The organism is Pseudomonas sp. MWU349 (assembly GCF_017947325.1).
GTDB classification, from domain to species: domain Bacteria; phylum Pseudomonadota; class Gammaproteobacteria; order Pseudomonadales; family Pseudomonadaceae; genus Aquipseudomonas; species Aquipseudomonas protegens.
The window spans coordinates 150,836-166,490 of record NZ_JAFEVP010000008.1; the positions used below are offsets into that span (position 1 = coordinate 150,836).

Genomic DNA, 15,655 nt, shown 5'->3' on the forward strand with positions numbered 1-15,655 from the left:
CCGCCCAGGCCTTCTCTGCGGGAGGCTCTGGCCGGTCAGCGGCGCCATGGGCTGCGGGTCAGAGAAGGGTTTCGACGCGCAACGAATTGGTGGTGCCCGGCTGGCCGAACGGCACACCGGTGGTGATCACCACGGTGTCGCCGCGCTTGGCCAGGCCCTGGGCCTGGGCGATTTCCAGGGCCGTGGCGCACACCTCGTCCACCTGGCGCAGCCGGTCGTTGACCACCGAATGCACGCCCCAGGCCACTGTCAGGCGGCGCGCAGTGGCAAGGTTCGGCGTCAGGTTGAGGATCGGCACCGAAGGCCGCTCGCGGGCGGCGCGCAGGGTCGAACTGCCGGATTCGCTGTAGTTCACCAGCACCGCCACCGGCAGGATGCTGCACACCCGGCGGATCGCACAGCTGATGGCGTCCGAGACCGTGGCCTCGGCCTGGGGCCGGCTGACGTCCAGCTGGGCCTGGTAGTCCGGGCCGGTTTCCACCTGGCGGATAATCTTGCTCATCATCTGTACGGCCTCCAGCGGGTATTCGCCGGAAGCGGTTTCCGCCGACAGCATCACGGCGTCCGCACCCTCGGCCACAGCGTTGGCGACGTCGGTGACCTCGGCCCGGGTCGGCGCAGGGGAGAAGCGCATGGATTCGAGCATTTGGGTGGCCACCACCACCGGCTTGCCCAGCTGGCGGCAGGTGCTGATGATGTTTTTCTGGATCTGCGGCACGCTTTCTGCCGGTACTTCCACCCCCAGGTCGCCCCTGGCCACCATGATCGCGTCGCTCAGCTCGGCGATTTCCCGCAGTTGGGTGACGGCCGAAGGCTTCTCGATCTTGGCCATCAGGTAGGCCTTGTCGCCGATCAGCGCACGGGCTTCACGGATGTCTTCGGGGCGCTGCACGAAGGACAGGGCCACCCAGTCCACCCCCAGTTCCAGACCGAAGCTCAGGTCGCGACGGTCCTTGGCCGTCAGCGGGCTGAGGTCGAGCACCGCCTGGGGCACGTTGACGCCCTTGCGGTCCGACAGCTCGCCGCCGTTGAGCACGGTGGTCTCGATGGCATCGGCGTGCTTGGCGATCACCCGCAGGCGCAGCTTGCCGTCGTCCAGCAGCAGGTCCATGCCCGGCTCCAGGGCGGCGATGATCTCCGGGTGCGGCAGGCTGACCCGCTGGGCGTTGCCCGGGGTCGCGTCGAGGTCCAGGCGCAGGGCCTGGCCGCGCACCAGTTGCACCTTGCCTTCGGCGAAGGTGCCGACCCGCAGCTTCGGCCCTTGCAGGTCCATGAGGATGCCCAGGGGGTAGTTCAGTTCGCGCTCTACCTGGCGGATCCACTCGTAGCGCTGGGCGTGGTCGGCATGGGCGCCGTGGCTGAAATTGAGCCGGAAGATGTTCACCCCGGCTTGCACCAGCTCACGGATGTCCTCGATGCCGTCGATGGCCGGGCCCAGGGTGGCGAGGATTTTGACCTTCTTGTCAGGCGTCATGTTTGGGGGTCTCGAGAATGAGGATGGCGCGGAAGTCGTTGACGTTGGTGCGGGTCGGCTCGGTGACGATCAGGTCCCCCAGCGCCGCGAAGTAGCCATAGCCGTTGTTGTTGTCCAGCTCGTCGCTGGCGCTCAGGCCCAGGGCCGCGGCGCGGGCGTAGCTGTCCGGGGTCATGATGGCCCCGGCATTGTCCTCGGAACCGTCGATGCCGTCAGTGTCGCCGGCCAGGGCATAGATGCCCGGGTAGCCCTTGAGGCTGTCGGTGAGGCTCAGGAGGAACTCCGCGTTGCGCCCGCCACGGCCATTGCCGCGCACGGTGACCGTGGTTTCACCGCCGGAGAGGATCACGCAGGGCGCCGCCAGGGGCTGGCCGTGCAGGGCGACCTGGCGGGCGATGCCGGCGTGAACCTTGGCCACCTCCCGGGATTCGCCCTCCAGGTCGCCGAGGATCAGTGGGCTGAAGCCGGCCTGTCGCGCCTTCACGGCTGCCGCCTCAAGGGACTGCTGGGGCCGGGCGATCAGCTGGAAGTGGCTGCGGTCCAGGCACGGGTCGCCGGGCTTGACGGTTTCCGACTCGGGGCTCTGCAGCCAGCTGCGGACTGCGGCCGGTACGTCGATGCCATAGCGCTTGAGAATCGCCAGGGCTTCGGCCGAGGTGCTGGGGTCGGCCACGGTGGGGCCGGAGGCGATGACCGTGGCCAGGTCGCCGGGTACATCGGAAATCGCATAGGTGTAGACCGTGGCCGGCCAGCAGGCCTTGGCCAGGCGTCCACCCTTGATCGCCGAGAGGTGCTTGCGCACGCAGTTCATCTCGCCGATGGTGGCGCCGGATTTGAGCAGGGCTTTGTTGATGGCCTGCTTGTCCGCCAGGGTGATACCGGCGGCGGGCAGGGCCAGCAGCGCCGAACCGCCACCGGACAGCAGGAAGATCACCCGATCCTGTTCCGACAGGTTGCTGACCAGTTCCAGCACGCGCTTGGCCACGGCCAGGCCGGCGGCGTCGGGTACCGGGTGGGCGGCTTCGACCACTTCGATCTTGGTGCAGGGGGCGCCGTGGCCGTAGCGGGTGACCACCAGCCCGGAGACTTCGCCCTGCCAGCTGCGCTCGACCACCTGGGCCATGGCCGCGGCGGCCTTGCCGGCGCCGATGACGATGACGCGGCCGCTGCGGTCGCTGGGGAGATGGGCTTGCAGAACCTGTTGCGGGTGGGCGGCGTCGATGGCTGTGGCGAACAGCTCACGGAGGAATTTTTGCGGATCGACCGACATGGCGGGCTCCCGGATTTCTTGTTATGGGGGGCTTGAAACGGGTGTAGCCGCCACCTCAGGCGGCGGCAAGGTCAGCAGGGCCTGTCCCTGGCCCGCCGTGAGGCGTTTCCTGCGAACCTTGGCGCAGCCTGTGGCGGCGGCTACGGATGCTGCTTATTTCTTCTCGCGGATCGAGAAGTTGGCCATGTGTTCCAGGCCCTTGATCAGGGCCGAGTGGTCCCAGTTGGCGCCACCGATGGCGGTGCAGGTGCTGAACACTTGCTGGGTGTTGGCGGTGTTGGGCAGGTTGATGCCCAGCTCGCGGGCACCGCTCAGGGCCAGGTTCAGGTCCTTCTGGTGCAGGTTGATGCGGAAGCCCGGGTCGAAGGTGCCCTTGATCATCCGCTCGCCGTGCACTTCGAGGATCTTCGAGGAAGCGAAGCCACCCATCAGTGCTTCACGCACCTTGGCCGGGTCGGCGCCGTTCTTCGAGGCGAACAGCAGGGCTTCGGCCACGGCCTGGATGTTCAGGGCGACGATGATCTGGTTGGCCACCTTGGCAGTCTGGCCGTCACCGTTGCCACCCACCAGGGTGATGTTCTTGCCCATGCTCTGGAACAGCGGCAGGGCGCGTTCGAAGGCCTGGCTGTCGCCACCGACCATGATGCTCAGGGTGGCGGCCTTGGCCCCGACTTCACCGCCGGACACCGGGGCGTCCAGGTACTGGGCGCCGGTCTCGTTGATCTTGGCGGCAAAGGCCTTGGTAGCGGTGGGCGAGATCGAGCTCATGTCGATGACGATCTTGCCCTTGCCGATCCCGGCGGCCACGCCGTCGGCACGCAGCAGCACGTCTTCGACCTGGGGGGTATCGGGGACCATGATGATGACGAATTCGGCTTCCTGGGCGACGTCCCGGGGCGAGGCCAGGGCGATGGCGCCGGCGGCGATCAGGTCGGCCGGAGCCTTGCCGTGGTGTTCCGAGAGCAGCAGGCTGTGACCGGCCTTCTGCAGGTTGGCGGCCATGGGGTGGCCCATGATGCCGGTGCCGATAAATCCGATTTTAGCCATGATAAAAATCCTCTATTCAACGGGACCTTGTAGGCGCTGGCAGGCCAGCGAAGGCGGTCTTGCGGACCTCTTCGCCGGCAAGCCGGCTCCTACGCAGGTGCGGGTTCAGATTGCGTTGTGGGTTTTCAGCCAGCCAAGGCCGGCTTCAGTGGTGGTCAGCGGCTTGTACTCGCACCCGACCCAGCCCTGGTAGCCGATGCGGTCCAGGTGCTCGAAGAGGAAGCGGTAGTTGATCTCGCCGGTGCCCGGCTCGTTGCGCCCGGGGTTGTCCGCCAGCTGGATGTGGTTGATCTGGCCCAGGTGGTTGGCCATGGTCCGCGCCAGGTCTCCCTCCATGATCTGCATGTGGTAGATGTCGTACTGCAGGTACAGGTTGTCGCTGCCCACCTGCTCGCGAATCGACAGCGCCTGGGCGGTATTGTTGAGGTAGAAGCCGGGAATGTCGCGGGTGTTGATGGCTTCCATCACCAGCTTGATGCCCACGGCCTGGAGCTTGTCGGCGGCGTACTTGAGGTTGGCGACGAAGGTCTTTTCCAGCAGCGCCTCATCGGCGCCTTGTGGACGGATGCCGGCCAGGCAGTTGACCTGGGTATTGCCCAGGATCTGGGCGTAGGCAATGGCCAGGTCGACCCCGGCGCGGAACTCCTCGACCCGGTCGGGCAGGCAGGCGATACCGCGTTCACCCTTGGCCCAGTCGCCGGCCGGCAGGTTGAACAGCACCTGGCTCAGGCCGTGGGCGTCAAGTTGCGCCTTGATCTCGGCAGAGCTGAATTCGTAGGGGAACAGATATTCGACGCCGCTGAAGCCGGCATCGGCGGCCGCCTTGAAGCGGGCGAGGAAGTCCTGTTCGGTGAACAGCATGGACAGGTTGGCAGCAAAACGCGGCATGGTGGTCTCCTGTGGTTCGGTCAAGCCTGGGGCTGGCGCCAGGGGGCGGGCGGCCCGGGCGCCACCTCTGGCGGGAGGTTGCGCGCGGGGCCCGGCCGGTGCCAGCGGCCAGGGGGATCAGTCGAGCAGGGAAATCGCGGTAGGGGCGTCGTTGCCCACCAGCGCCAGGTCTTCGAACTCGTTGACCGCGTTGATTTCGGTGCCCATGGAAATGTTGGTCACGCGCTCCAGGATGATTTCCACCACCACCGGTACCTTGAAGGTCTGGAGCATTTCCTGGGCCTGGCGCAGGGCCGGCTGGATGTCCTTGGGTTCGAACACCCGCAGGGCCTTGCAACCCAGGCCTTCGGCAACGGCCACGTGGTCGACGCCATAGCCGTTGAGTTCCGGCGCGTTGAGGTTGTCGAAGGACAGCTGCACGCAGTAGTCCATGTCGAAACCACGCTGTGCCTGACGGATCAGCCCCAGGTAGGAGTTGTTCACCACCACGTGGATGTACGGCAGGTTGAACTGCGCGCCCACCGCCAGTTCTTCGATCATGAACTGGAAGTCGTAGTCGCCGGACAGCGCCACCACCTGGCGGTTCGGGTCGGCCTTGACCACGCCCAGGGCCGCGGGGATGGTCCAGCCCAGCGGGCCGGCCTGGCCGCAGTTGATCCAGTGGCGTGGCTTGTAGACGTGAAGGAACTGCGCGCCGGCAATCTGCGACAGGCCGATGGTGCTGACGTAGCAGGTGTCCTTGCCGAATACCTGGTTCATTTCTTCGTACACGCGCTGCGGCTTGACCGGCACGTTGTCGAAGTGGGTCTTGCGGTGCAGGCTGGCCTTGCGCTGCTGGCAGTCATGCAGCCAGGCGCTGCGATCCTTGAGCTTGCCGGCGGTCTGCCATTCGCGGGCCACTTCCAGCAATACGGTCAGGGCGCTGCCGGCATCGGAAACGATGCCCAGGTCCGGGGTGAAGACACGGCCGATCTGGGTCGGTTCGATGTCCACGTGGATGAACTTGCGGCCTTCGGTGTAGACGTCCACCGAACCGGTGTGGCGGTTGGCCCAGCGGTTGCCGATGCCCAGCACGGTGTCGGACTTGAGCAGGGTGGCATTGCCGTAGCGATGGGAGGTCTGCAGGCCGACCATGCCCACCATCTGTGGGTGATCGTCAGGGATGGTGCCCCAGCCCATCAGGGTCGGGATCACCGGAATGCCGGTCAGTTCGGCGAACTCCACCAGCAGCTCGCTGGCGTCGGCGTTGATCACGCCGCCACCGGCCACCAGCAATGGACGTTCGGCCTGGTCCAGCAGGGCCAGGACCTTTTCCGCCTGCAGGCGGGTCGCCGCCGGCTTGGCCAGGGGCAGGGGCTGGTAGGCATCGATGTCGAATTCGATTTCCGCCATCTGCACGTCGAACGGCAGGTCGATCAGCACCGGGCCGGGACGGCCGGAGCGCATTTCATAAAAGGCTTTCTGGAAGGCGTAGGGCACCTGGCCCGGTTCCAGCACGGTGGTGGCCCACTTGGTCACCGGCTTGACGATGCTGGTGATGTCCACGGCCTGGAAGTCTTCCTTGTGCAGGCGGGCGCGGGGGGCCTGACCGGTGATGCAGAGGATCGGGATGGAGTCGGCCGAGGCGCTGTACAGGCCGGTGACCATGTCGGTGCCGGCGGGGCCCGAAGTACCGATGCACACGCCGATGTTACCGGCCTGGGTGCGGGTGTAGCCCTCGGCCATGTGCGAGGCGCCTTCGACGTGGCGAGCGAGCACGTGATCGATGCCACCGACCTTCTGCAGCGCGGAATACAGCGGGTTGATGGCGGCACCCGGGATGCCAAAAGCGGTATCGACCCCTTCACGGCGCATCACCAGAACGGCGGCTTCGATTGCTCTCATTTTGCTCATGGTTTTGTGCCTCTTGCGTTTTGTAATTGTATACAAGTGGTTTTGCGCAAAGTGTATTCACGGCGGATGGCGCAGGTCAATCCATTTTCTTGAGCGGCAGCGGCTTTCATAAAAGCCCCGATAAACCGGCGTCCTTTTGTCGCAGGGGCTGCCTTTCGCGAATTATTGTATACAAAAAATAAATTCATTGTGTTCTATTTGTTGTATCGGACTTCTCCTACAAGAAGCTTCCCCAGGCTTTCTCAATAACAAGATAAGGACGGCACCCATGAGCGCTTTAACCTTGAAAGTCGCAGTCAACCTGGCCAACCAGGCCATCAATGCGGGGCGCAAGATCAATGCGGCCCCGCTGACCATCGCGGTGCTGGATGCCGGCGGGCACCTGGTGACCCTGCAACGGGAGGACGGCGCCAGCCTGCTGCGTCCGCAGATCGCCATCGGCAAGGCCTGGGGGGCGGTGGCCCTGGGCAAGGGCTCGCGCCTGCTGGCCCTGGATGCGCAGCAGCGCCCGGCCTTCATCGGCGCATTGAACGGTCTGGGGCAGGGCAGCGTGGTGCCTGCCCCGGGCGGAGTGTTGATTCGGGATCAGGCGGGGGCAGTGATTGGGGCGATCGGCATCAGTGGCGATACCTCGGACATCGATGAGCAGTGCGCCATCAGCGCGATCGAAGCCCAGGGCCTGGCGGCGGACGCCGGCGTCAGCGCATAGCCCTCGACCTCGCGGGCCCGGCCTGTAGTCACTGCCGAGCCCGCGAGGTTGCAAAATGCCGCGCAGGATCTTGATTGGAACTATTGCGCCCTTGCGGGCCGGGAAACAAACCGGAAAGTACCCAAACGCTATCAGCGATCCAGTTCACAGCCCTTGAGCACCAGCCGGATGATGGTCTGCGCCGCAGCTTCGTAGTCGTCTTCGTCGAGCTTGGTCTTGCCGGTAACCACCGAGATCTGCCAGTCGAAGTCGGCGTAGGTCTGGGTCGCGGCCCAGATGCTGAACATCAGGTGGTTGGGGTCGAGCGGGGCGATCAGGCCGCGATCGATCCAGGTCTGGATGCACTCGATGTTGTGCTTGGCCTGGGCGTTGAGCTGTTCCACCTGGTCCGGGCTCAGGTGCGGCGCGCCATGCATGATCTCGCTGGCAAAGACCTTGGAAGCGAACGGCAGGTCGCGGGAGATGCGGATCTTCGAGCGGATGTAGCCGCTGAGCACTTCGCTGGGCACGCCATCGGCATTGAACGGGGTGGAGGCCTGGAGGATGGGTTCGATGATGCTTTCCAGCACCTCGCGATAGAGGTTTTCCTTGGACTTGAAGTAGTAGTAGACGTTGGGTTTGGGCAAGCCGGCCTTGGCGGCGATGTCGCTGGTCTTGGTCGCCGCAAAGCCCTTGTCGGCAAACTCTTCACTGGCGGCCCGCAGGATCAGTTCTTTATTGCGCTCGCGGATGGTGCTCATAAACCAGGGGATTCCTTGCCTGTTCGGGCGGTTGCGCATGGTAGCACCGGCCTTGTGCGAGGCTCAAGAATGCCGGCTCGGGCCCGGTTTGCCGGCACTTTGGCGGTTTTGCCTGTCCCGTGGCTGAACAAAAATACGCATCGGCGGGCGCCCGTGAGGGCGGCTGCTAGAGTTCAGGACAGTGCTTGGCTCGCCGGCCTGTGATCAGCCTGTGGTGGGGCGTTCATCGCGCTGCGCAACCGGGTCCGGACCCGCCTGAATCGGATGCTCGCTCGTGGACAAAGGCAGACGCGGCAAAGTTTCTCTGTGGCTCATCCTCTTGGCACTGGCAGCTCTGGCCCTGGGGTTGTGGTTCTACCTGTCCGGCCCGCGGCACCCGGTCAAGCCGGCACCCGTGGGTGAGCCGGTGGTGGCGGTGGCGGTGCAGTTGCAGGATGTGCCGGTCTACATCGACGCCCTGGGCACGGTGACGCCGACCCGCAGCGTGACGGTGATCACCCAGGTGGACGGGATTCTTTCCAGCGTCGAGTTCAAGGAAGGCCAGCCTGTGCGCAAGGGCCAGGTCATTGCGCGGATCGATGATCGCGCGCTCAAGGCGCAGCTGGCCCAGGCCCGGGGCGTGCTGGCCCATGATCAGGCGGTGCTGGACAACGCCCGGCGCGACCTGGCCCGCTACCGTGAATTGATCAAGGCCGGTTCGGTCAGCCAGCAGACCCTCGACACCCAGGTTTCCACGGTGCAGCAACAGGCCGGCACCGTGGCTGCCGACCAGGGCAGCGTGCAGAACCTGGAAGTGCAGTTGAGCTACTGCACCATCATCTCGCCGGTGGACGGCGTGGTCGGGCTGCGCCTGGTGGACCCGGGCAACTACGTGACCACCGCCAGCACCACCGGGATCGTGGTGATCACCCAGATGGAGCCGGCCGAGGTGGTGTTCGCGGTGCCCGAGGATGACCTGGGGGCGATCAGCCAGGCCATGGCCAAGGGGGCAGTGCCGGTACTCGCCTATGACCGCAACAAGCACAACCTGCTGGCCAGCGGCAGCCTGCTGGCGCTGGACAATCAGGTCAACACCAGTACCGGGACCATCAACGTCAAGGCTCGCTTCGAGGGGGCGGGCAAGGCCCTGTTTCCCAATCAGTTCGTCAACGCCAGGCTCAGGGCCGACACCCTGATGCAGGTGCCGGTGGTGCCCACCCGGGCCATTCAGCATGGCAGCAAGGGCGACTTCGTGTTCGTCGTTGACGGCGGTACCAAGGCCAGCCTGCGCAACATCAAGAGCGGGCCGGCCAGCGGCGAGGTCACGGCGGTGCTGGACGCCGGGGTCAAGGCTGGCGAGCAGGTGATTACCGAGGGCGCGGACAAGCTGGACAACGGCTCGGCCATCAAAGTCGTGGCTCAATAGGCCGGCGCCGATGAACGTCTCGCGCCCCTTTATCGAACGGCCGGTGGCCACCACCTTGTTGATGGTGGCGGTGCTGTTGCTGGGCCTGCTGGGCTATCACCTGCTGTCGGTCTCGGCCCTGCCGGAAGTCGATTACCCCACCATCCAGGTCTATACCCAGTACCCGGGGGCCAGCCCGGAGGTGATCAGTTCGTCGATCACCGCACCTCTGGAGCGCCAGCTGGGGGAGATGCCGGGGCTCAAGTCCATGAGTTCCACCAGCTCCAACGGTGCTTCGGTGGTCACCTTGCAGTTCGACCTGGCGCTGTCCCTGGACGTGGCCGAGCAGGAGGTGCAGGCGTCGATCAACGCTGCGGGCACCTTCCTGCCGAGCAACCTGCCTTACCCGCCGGTGTACAGCAAGGTCAACCCGGCGGACGCACCGGTGCTGACCCTGTCCCTGACCTCCGACGTGCTGCCCCTGACCAAGGTCGAGGACCTGGCCGACACCCGCCTGGCGCAGAAGATCTCGCAGATCTCCGGGGTCGGCCTGGTGACCATCAGCGGCGGCCAGCGCCCGGCGGTGCGGGTCGAGGCCAATACCTCGGCGCTGAACAACCTGGGCCTGTCCCTGGATGACCTGCGCACGGCCCTGGGCACCGCCAACGTCAACCAGGCCAAGGGCAATATCGACGGGCGCTACCAGGCCTATTCCATTGGTGCCAACGACCAGTTGCAGTCGGCGCAGGAATACCGCGACCTGGTGATCGCCTACAAGAACGGCGCGCCGATTCGCCTGGCGCAGATCGCCAGTTCCGTGCAAGGCCCGGAAAACCCGCGTCAGGCCGCCTGGACCAACAGCACGCCATCCATCGTTCTGAACATCCAGCGCCAGCCCGGGGCCAACGTCATCGATGTGGTGGACCGGGTCCAGCAACTCTTGCCCAAGCTGCGGGCCAGCCTGCCGGGCACCCTCAAAGTCGAGGTGCTCACCGACCGGACCCAGACCATCCGCGCTTCGGTCACCGACGTGCAGTTCGAACTGGCGGTGGCGGTGCTGCTGGTGGTGCTGGTGATCTTCCTGTTCCTGCGCAACGTCGCGGCCACCCTGATTCCCGCGGTGACCGTGCCCCTGACCCTGGTGGGTACCCTGGCGGTGGCCTATGCGCTGGGCTTTTCCCTGAACAACCTGACCCTGATGGCCCTGACCATCGCCATCGGTTTCGTGGTGGACGATGCCATCGTCATGATCGAGAACATCACCCGCTACATCGAGGCGGGCGAGCCGCCGTTGCAGGCAGCGCTCAAGGGCGCGGAGCAGATCGGCTTCACCATCATCTCGCTGTCGGTGGCGCTGATCGCGGTGATGATCCCGCTGCTGTTCATGGGCGATGTGGTGGGCCGGCTGTTTCGCGAGTTCGCCATGACCGTGGCGGTGACCATCGTGATCTCGGCGCTGATCTCCCTGACCCTGACGCCGATGATGTGCGCACGCATGCTCAAGAGTCGCCACCAGGAGCGCCGGGCGGATTTCTTCGACCGTATCAACCGGCATTATGTGCGTGGCCTGGACTGGGTGCTGGCCCACCGCACCCTGACCCTGCTGTCGGTGATGCTCACGGCGGTGCTGACCCTGGCGACCCTGATGATCATGCCCAAGGGCTTTTTCCCCGAGCAGGACACCGGGCTGATCCAGGGCATCTCCCAAGCGGCGCCGAGCATTTCCTTCCAGCAGATGCAGGAGCAGCAGCAACGCCTGGCGGCGCGTATTCTCAAGGATCCTGCGGTAGAGAGCCTGTCGTCCTTCGTCGGCATCGACCAGACCAACCCCACCCTCAACCAGGGCAACCTGCTGATCAACCTCAAGCCCCACGGGCAGCGCGATAGCAGTGCGGTGGTGATCCGCCGGCTGGCCGATGCCAACGCCGATGACGCCGGGATACGCCTGTACCTGCACGGGGTCCAGGACCTGACCCTGGATGCCACGGTGTCCACCACCAGCTACCGCCTGGGCCTGCAGGCCACCGACCCGGACCTGCTGGAGCTGTGGACCGGCAAGATGCTGGCGGCGCTGAAGCAGGATCCGATGTTCACCGATGTGCAGAGCCAGGCGATGCAGTTCGGCAACCAGATCCAGCTGAACTTCGACCGCGCCACCGCCTCGCGCCTGGGCATCACTCCCCAGGCTATCGACGATGTGCTCTACGACGCCTTTGGCCAGCGCCAGGTGTCGACCATTTATACCCAGCTCAACCAGTATCACGTGGTCATGGCCACCGACCGGCCACCGCGTAATCTGGCGGACCTGCTCACCGGGCTCTACGTGAACATCCCCGGCGGCGGGGTGGCGCCGCTGTCCAGCATGGCCACCCAGCAGGTGCAGCGGGCGCCGCTGACCATCAACCGCCTGGGGCAGTTTCCCTATGCCGATGTCTCGTTCAACCTGGCCCCCGGGCAGAGCCTGGGAGCGGCGGTGACCCGGCTGCAACAGATCGAGGCCCGGGTCGGCCTGCCGGCCTCGGTGCAGGCGTCGCTGGAAGGGGCGGCGGCGACCTTCGAGGCTTCGCTGTCGAACCAGGTGTTCCTGGTGCTGGCGGCGATCGTGGTGGTGTACCTGATGCTGGGGGTTCTCTACGAGAGTTTCGTGCACCCGGTGACCATTCTCTCGACCCTGCTTTCGGCGGCCCTGGGCGCCTTGCTGGCGCTGCTGATCACCGGAACCCAGTTCGACATCATCGGCCTGATCGGCATCGTGCTGCTGATCGGCATCGTCATGAAGAACGGCATCATGATGGTGGACTTCGCCCTTGAGCTGGCACGCAAGGGCGGCCTGACGCCACTGGCGGCGATCCGCCAGGCGGCGGAGCTGCGTTTTCGGCCGATCCTGATGACCAGCATGGCCTCGCTGTTCGGCGCGGTGCCCCTGGCCCTGGGCACCGGCATCGGCTCGGAACTGCGCCACCCGCTGGGTATCGCGATCATCGGCGGCCTGTTGCTCAGCCAGTTGCTGACGCTGTTTTCAACCCCGGTGATCTTCCTCGCCCTGCACGGCCTGGGCGAGCGGCTGGCTGGGCGCCGCACTGCCAAGGAGGGCGACGGGGAAGGGCCGCAGGGGATCGGCGATGAACCTTAGCGCGCCGTTCATCCAGCGCCCCATCGCCACCACGTTGCTCGCCGCCGGGCTGGCGCTGTTTGGCATCCTGGCCTTCAAACTGCTGCCGGTGGCGCCACTGCCGGAGGTGGACTTTCCCACCATCAGCGTGCGTGCCTCCCTGCCGGGGGCCGACCCGCACACCGTCGCCAGCTCGGTAGCCACGCCCCTGGAACGGCAGTTCGGGCAAATCGCCGGGGTTACCCAGATGACCTCGTCGAGCACCCTGGGGGCGACCCGGATCAACCTGCAATTTGACCTCAACCGTGACATCGACGGCGCCGCCCGGGACGTGCAGGCAGCGATCAACGCTGCGCGTACCAACCTGCCCAGTGACCTCTCCGGCAACCCCACTTACCGCAAGGTCAATCCGGCCGACTCGCCGATCCTGATCATCAGCCTGACCTCCGACAGCGCCTCGCCGGGGCAGATGTACGACGTGGCCTCGACCTTGCTGGAGCAGCGGCTGTTGCAGACCTCCGGCGTCGGCGATGTGACCGTCGGCGGAGGCGCCTTGCCGGCGGTGCGGGTCGAGCTCAACCCGGACCGGCTCAATCACTACGGGGTCAGCCTGGAGCAGGTGCGCCAGGTGATCGCCGCGGCCAACGTCAACCTGCCCAAGGGCTCGATCATCCTCGGCCAGCAGAACCATGTGCTCGGTGCCAACGACCAGCTGTACCAGAGCGCCGACTACGCCGACCTGGTGGTCAAGCAGAACAACGGCAGTCTGGTGCGCATCGCCGACCTGGGCTACGTCCACGAGGACGTCGAGGACCTGCGCAACTTCGGCCTGTTCAACGGCAAGCCGGCGGTGCTGCTGGTGATCTTCAAGCAGCCGGGGGCCAACGTCATCGACACCGTGGACGCGGTGAAGGCCGAGCTGCCGTTTCTCCAGGAGTCGATCCCGGCCTCGATCCGCCTGAATATCCTGATGGACCGCACCACCACCATCCGTGCCTCGCTGCGGGACGTAGAACTGAGCCTGATTGCCTCGATCGTGCTGGTGACCCTGGTGACCTTCGCTTTCTTCCGCGACTGGCGCAGCACCCTGGTGCCGGCCATCGTCGTGCCGCTGTCGCTGCTGGGCACCTTTGGCGCCATGTATTTTCTGGGCTACAGCCTGAACAACCTGTCGCTGATGGCCCTGACCATCTCCACCGGGTTCGTGGTGGACGACGCCATCGTCGTGGTGGAAAACATCATGCGCCACCTGGAGCGGGGCGAATCGCGGCTGCAGGCAGCGCTGGCCGGGGCCCGGGAAGTGGGCTTCACCGTGCTCAGCATCAGCGTGTCGCTGGTGGCGGTGTTCATTCCACTGCTGTTGATGGGGGGCATCGTCGGGCGTCTGTTCCGCGAGTTCTCGGTGTCGCTGTCGGTGTCCATCGGCATCTCGATGCTGATCTCGCTGACGGTGACGCCGATGCTCTCCAGCGTGCTGCTGCGCCCCCGGCAGAAGGCGCCCGAAGGCGCCGAGACCGTGGATTCACCGGTGCACCGCTTCTATGACCGGACCTTGAGCTGGGTCATCGGCCATTCACGGCTGATGGGCCTGGTGACGGTGCTGGTGATCCTGCTCGCCGGTGTGCTCTACGTGCTGGTACCCAAGGGCTTCTTTCCCCAGGAAGACACCGGGCGCTTGTCCGGTAGCATCCTGGCGGCCCAGAGCATTTCCTATGACGCCATGCAGAAGGATTTCATGGAGATCAACCGCAAGGTCATGCACAACCCCAATATCGACACGGTCGGCGGCTTTGTCGGGGGTGGGGGCGGCGGTGGCGGGGCGATCAACAGTGCGCAACTGTTCATTGCCCTCAAGCCCCTGAACCAGCGCCACGACGGCGCCGACCAGGTGATCGCGCAGATCCGTCGGACCCTGGGCGACATGCCCGGCACCCGGCTGTACCTGCAATCGGTACAGGACATCACCGTGGGCGGGCGCCAGAGCGGCGCGCAGTACCAGTACACCCTGACCGCCGATGACCAGGCCGACCTCGATGAATGGGTGCCCAAGGTGGTAGCGGTGCTGCGCGGCCTGCCCCAGCTCAAGGATCTCAATACCGACCAGCAGGACAACAGCCTGCTGGCCAATGTCCAGGTCAACCGCGACACCGCGGCGCGCCTGGGCGTAAGCATGGCGGCCATCGACCAGACGCTGTACGACGCCTTCGGCCAGCGCCAGGTATCGACCCTGTACCGGGCAGCCAACCAATACCATGTGGTGATGGAGATCGCCCCGCAGTACTGGACCGATCCTTCGACCCTGAACTCGATCTACCTGCCCACCGGGGCGGTGGCCAGCGGCAAGGGCGGCGCGGCCAGCCCGGACCTGGCGGCCGATGCGCAACGGACCTTGATTCCGCTGTCGTCGGTGGCCCAGCTGTCGGTGCAGCGCACGGCCATCGCCATCAGCCACCAGGGCACATTTCCGGCAGTGACCGCTTCGTTCAACCTGGCGCCGGGGGTGTCCATCGGCCAGGCCACGGCCCTGGTGGACCAGGCCGTGGCGCAGTTGCGCATGCCGGCCAGCGTGGTCGGGCAGTTTGCCGGCACGGCCCAGGTGTTCCAGTCCTCGGTGGCCAGCGAGCCCTTGCTGATCGTTGCCGCGCTGGTCTCGGTGTACCTCGTGCTGGGCATTCTCTACGAGAACCTGATGCACCCGCTGACCATCCTCTCGACCCTGCCTTCGGCTGGGGTAGGGGCCCTGATCGCCTTGTTGCTGACCGGCACCGAGCTGTCGATCATTGCCCTGGTGGGGGTGATCCTGCTGATCGGCATCGTCAAGAAAAACGCCATCATGATGATCGACTTCGCCATCACCGAGGCCAGGGAGCAGGGGCTCAGTGCCCAGGATGCGATCCGCCGGGCCTGCCTGATCCGCTTCCGGCCGATCATGATGACCACCCTGGCGGCGATACTCGGCGCCTTGCCATTGGTGCTGGGCAGCGGTTACGGCTCGGAGCTGCGCCGCCCACTGGGGATTTCGATCATCGGCGGCCTGCTGCTCAGCCAGGTGCTGACGCTGTACACCACCCCCGTTATCTACCTGTGGCTCGACCGGGCGTCCCAACGCCTGCGCCGGGTGGTCAAGGAGGCATGACT

General features: G+C 65.6%; 10 protein-coding genes. 4 read left to right on the forward strand and 6 right to left on the reverse strand.

Annotation, left to right across the window (positions count from 1 at the left end; all coding sequences use genetic code 11):
- Positions 1 to 58: 58 nt before the first annotated feature.
- The 5 genes from pyk to gcl all read right to left on the reverse strand — a co-directional run bounded on the left by pyk (position 59) and on the right by gcl (position 6,572).
- Entirely contained in the window at positions 59 to 1,474 is a 1,416-nt protein-coding gene (gene pyk, locus KCG88_RS28120; RefSeq protein WP_047284607.1) for a pyruvate kinase, read from the reverse strand.
- Positions 1,464 to 2,744 (reverse strand): glycerate kinase, encoded by a 1,281-nt coding sequence (locus KCG88_RS28125; RefSeq protein ID WP_210713589.1) that lies wholly within the window; start codon positions 2,742 to 2,744, stop codon positions 1,464 to 1,466. The genes pyk and KCG88_RS28125 overlap by 11 nt, the downstream gene beginning before the upstream one ends.
- 153 nt (positions 2,745 to 2,897) lie before the next feature.
- Positions 2,898 to 3,791, reverse strand: a complete 894-nt coding sequence (locus tag KCG88_RS28130) for a 2-hydroxy-3-oxopropionate reductase (protein WP_011060033.1) — start codon at positions 3,789 to 3,791, stop codon at positions 2,898 to 2,900.
- A 105-nt stretch (positions 3,792 to 3,896) separates the two neighbouring features.
- Positions 3,897 to 4,679 carry a hydroxypyruvate isomerase gene (hyi, locus tag KCG88_RS28135; protein WP_210713590.1) on the reverse strand — a complete coding sequence of 261 codons (783 nt, stop codon included), beginning with the start codon at positions 4,677 to 4,679 and terminating at the stop codon, positions 3,897 to 3,899.
- Between the two features lie 117 nt (positions 4,680 to 4,796).
- On the reverse strand, positions 4,797 to 6,572 hold the full coding sequence (gene gcl, locus KCG88_RS28140; RefSeq protein WP_047336062.1) for a glyoxylate carboligase: 1,776 nt from the start codon (positions 6,570 to 6,572) through the stop codon (positions 4,797 to 4,799).
- Positions 6,573 to 6,840: 268 nt separating this feature from the next.
- On the opposite strand from gcl, the gene KCG88_RS28145 reads away from it, so the two are divergent.
- A complete protein-coding gene (locus tag KCG88_RS28145) occupies positions 6,841 to 7,281 on the forward strand; it encodes a heme-binding protein (protein ID WP_011060036.1) in 441 nt (146 codons plus the stop codon).
- Between the two features lie 131 nt (positions 7,282 to 7,412).
- Here KCG88_RS28145 and KCG88_RS28150 read toward each other — a convergent pair whose 3' ends face one another.
- On the reverse strand, positions 7,413 to 8,021 hold the full coding sequence (locus KCG88_RS28150) for a TetR/AcrR family transcriptional regulator (protein WP_041116727.1): 609 nt from the start codon (positions 8,019 to 8,021) through the stop codon (positions 7,413 to 7,415).
- Positions 8,022 to 8,295: 274 nt separating this feature from the next.
- Here KCG88_RS28150 and KCG88_RS28155 point away from each other — a divergent pair, with 274 nt between their 5' ends.
- From KCG88_RS28155 to KCG88_RS28165, 3 genes are read left to right on the forward strand one after another with little or no spacing between them, the layout of a single operon-like run.
- A complete protein-coding gene (locus tag KCG88_RS28155) occupies positions 8,296 to 9,426 on the forward strand; it encodes an efflux RND transporter periplasmic adaptor subunit (protein ID WP_047284615.1) in 1,131 nt (376 codons plus the stop codon).
- 10 nt (positions 9,427 to 9,436) lie between these two features.
- On the forward strand, positions 9,437 to 12,538 hold the full coding sequence (locus tag KCG88_RS28160; RefSeq protein WP_210713591.1) for an efflux RND transporter permease subunit: 3,102 nt from the start codon (positions 9,437 to 9,439) through the stop codon (positions 12,536 to 12,538).
- A complete protein-coding gene (locus KCG88_RS28165; protein WP_210713592.1) occupies positions 12,528 to 15,653 on the forward strand; it encodes an efflux RND transporter permease subunit in 3,126 nt (1,041 codons plus the stop codon). Before KCG88_RS28160 ends, KCG88_RS28165 begins: the two co-directional genes overlap by 11 nt.
- Positions 15,654 to 15,655 lie beyond the last annotated feature (2 nt).

Bases quoted from the DNA above. Each gene is read 5' to 3' on its own strand.
- hyi (WP_210713590.1), bottom strand. From the start codon at position 4,679: ATGCCGCGTTTTGCTGCCAACCTGTCCATGCTGTTCACCGAACAGGAC.
- KCG88_RS28145 (WP_011060036.1), top strand. From the start codon at position 6,841: ATGAGCGCTTTAACCTTGAAAGTCGCAGTCAACCTGGCCAACCAGGCC.
- gcl (WP_047336062.1), bottom strand. From the start codon at position 6,572: ATGAGCAAAATGAGAGCAATCGAAGCCGCCGTTCTGGTGATGCGCCGT.
- KCG88_RS28165 (WP_210713592.1), top strand. From the start codon at position 12,528: ATGAACCTTAGCGCGCCGTTCATCCAGCGCCCCATCGCCACCACGTTG.
- KCG88_RS28160 (WP_210713591.1), top strand. From the start codon at position 9,437: ATGAACGTCTCGCGCCCCTTTATCGAACGGCCGGTGGCCACCACCTTG.
- KCG88_RS28150 (WP_041116727.1), bottom strand. From the start codon at position 8,021: ATGAGCACCATCCGCGAGCGCAATAAAGAACTGATCCTGCGGGCCGCC.
- pyk (WP_047284607.1), bottom strand. From the start codon at position 1,474: ATGACGCCTGACAAGAAGGTCAAAATCCTCGCCACCCTGGGCCCGGCC.
- KCG88_RS28125 (WP_210713589.1), bottom strand. From the start codon at position 2,744: ATGTCGGTCGATCCGCAAAAATTCCTCCGTGAGCTGTTCGCCACAGCC.
- KCG88_RS28130 (WP_011060033.1), bottom strand. From the start codon at position 3,791: ATGGCTAAAATCGGATTTATCGGCACCGGCATCATGGGCCACCCCATG.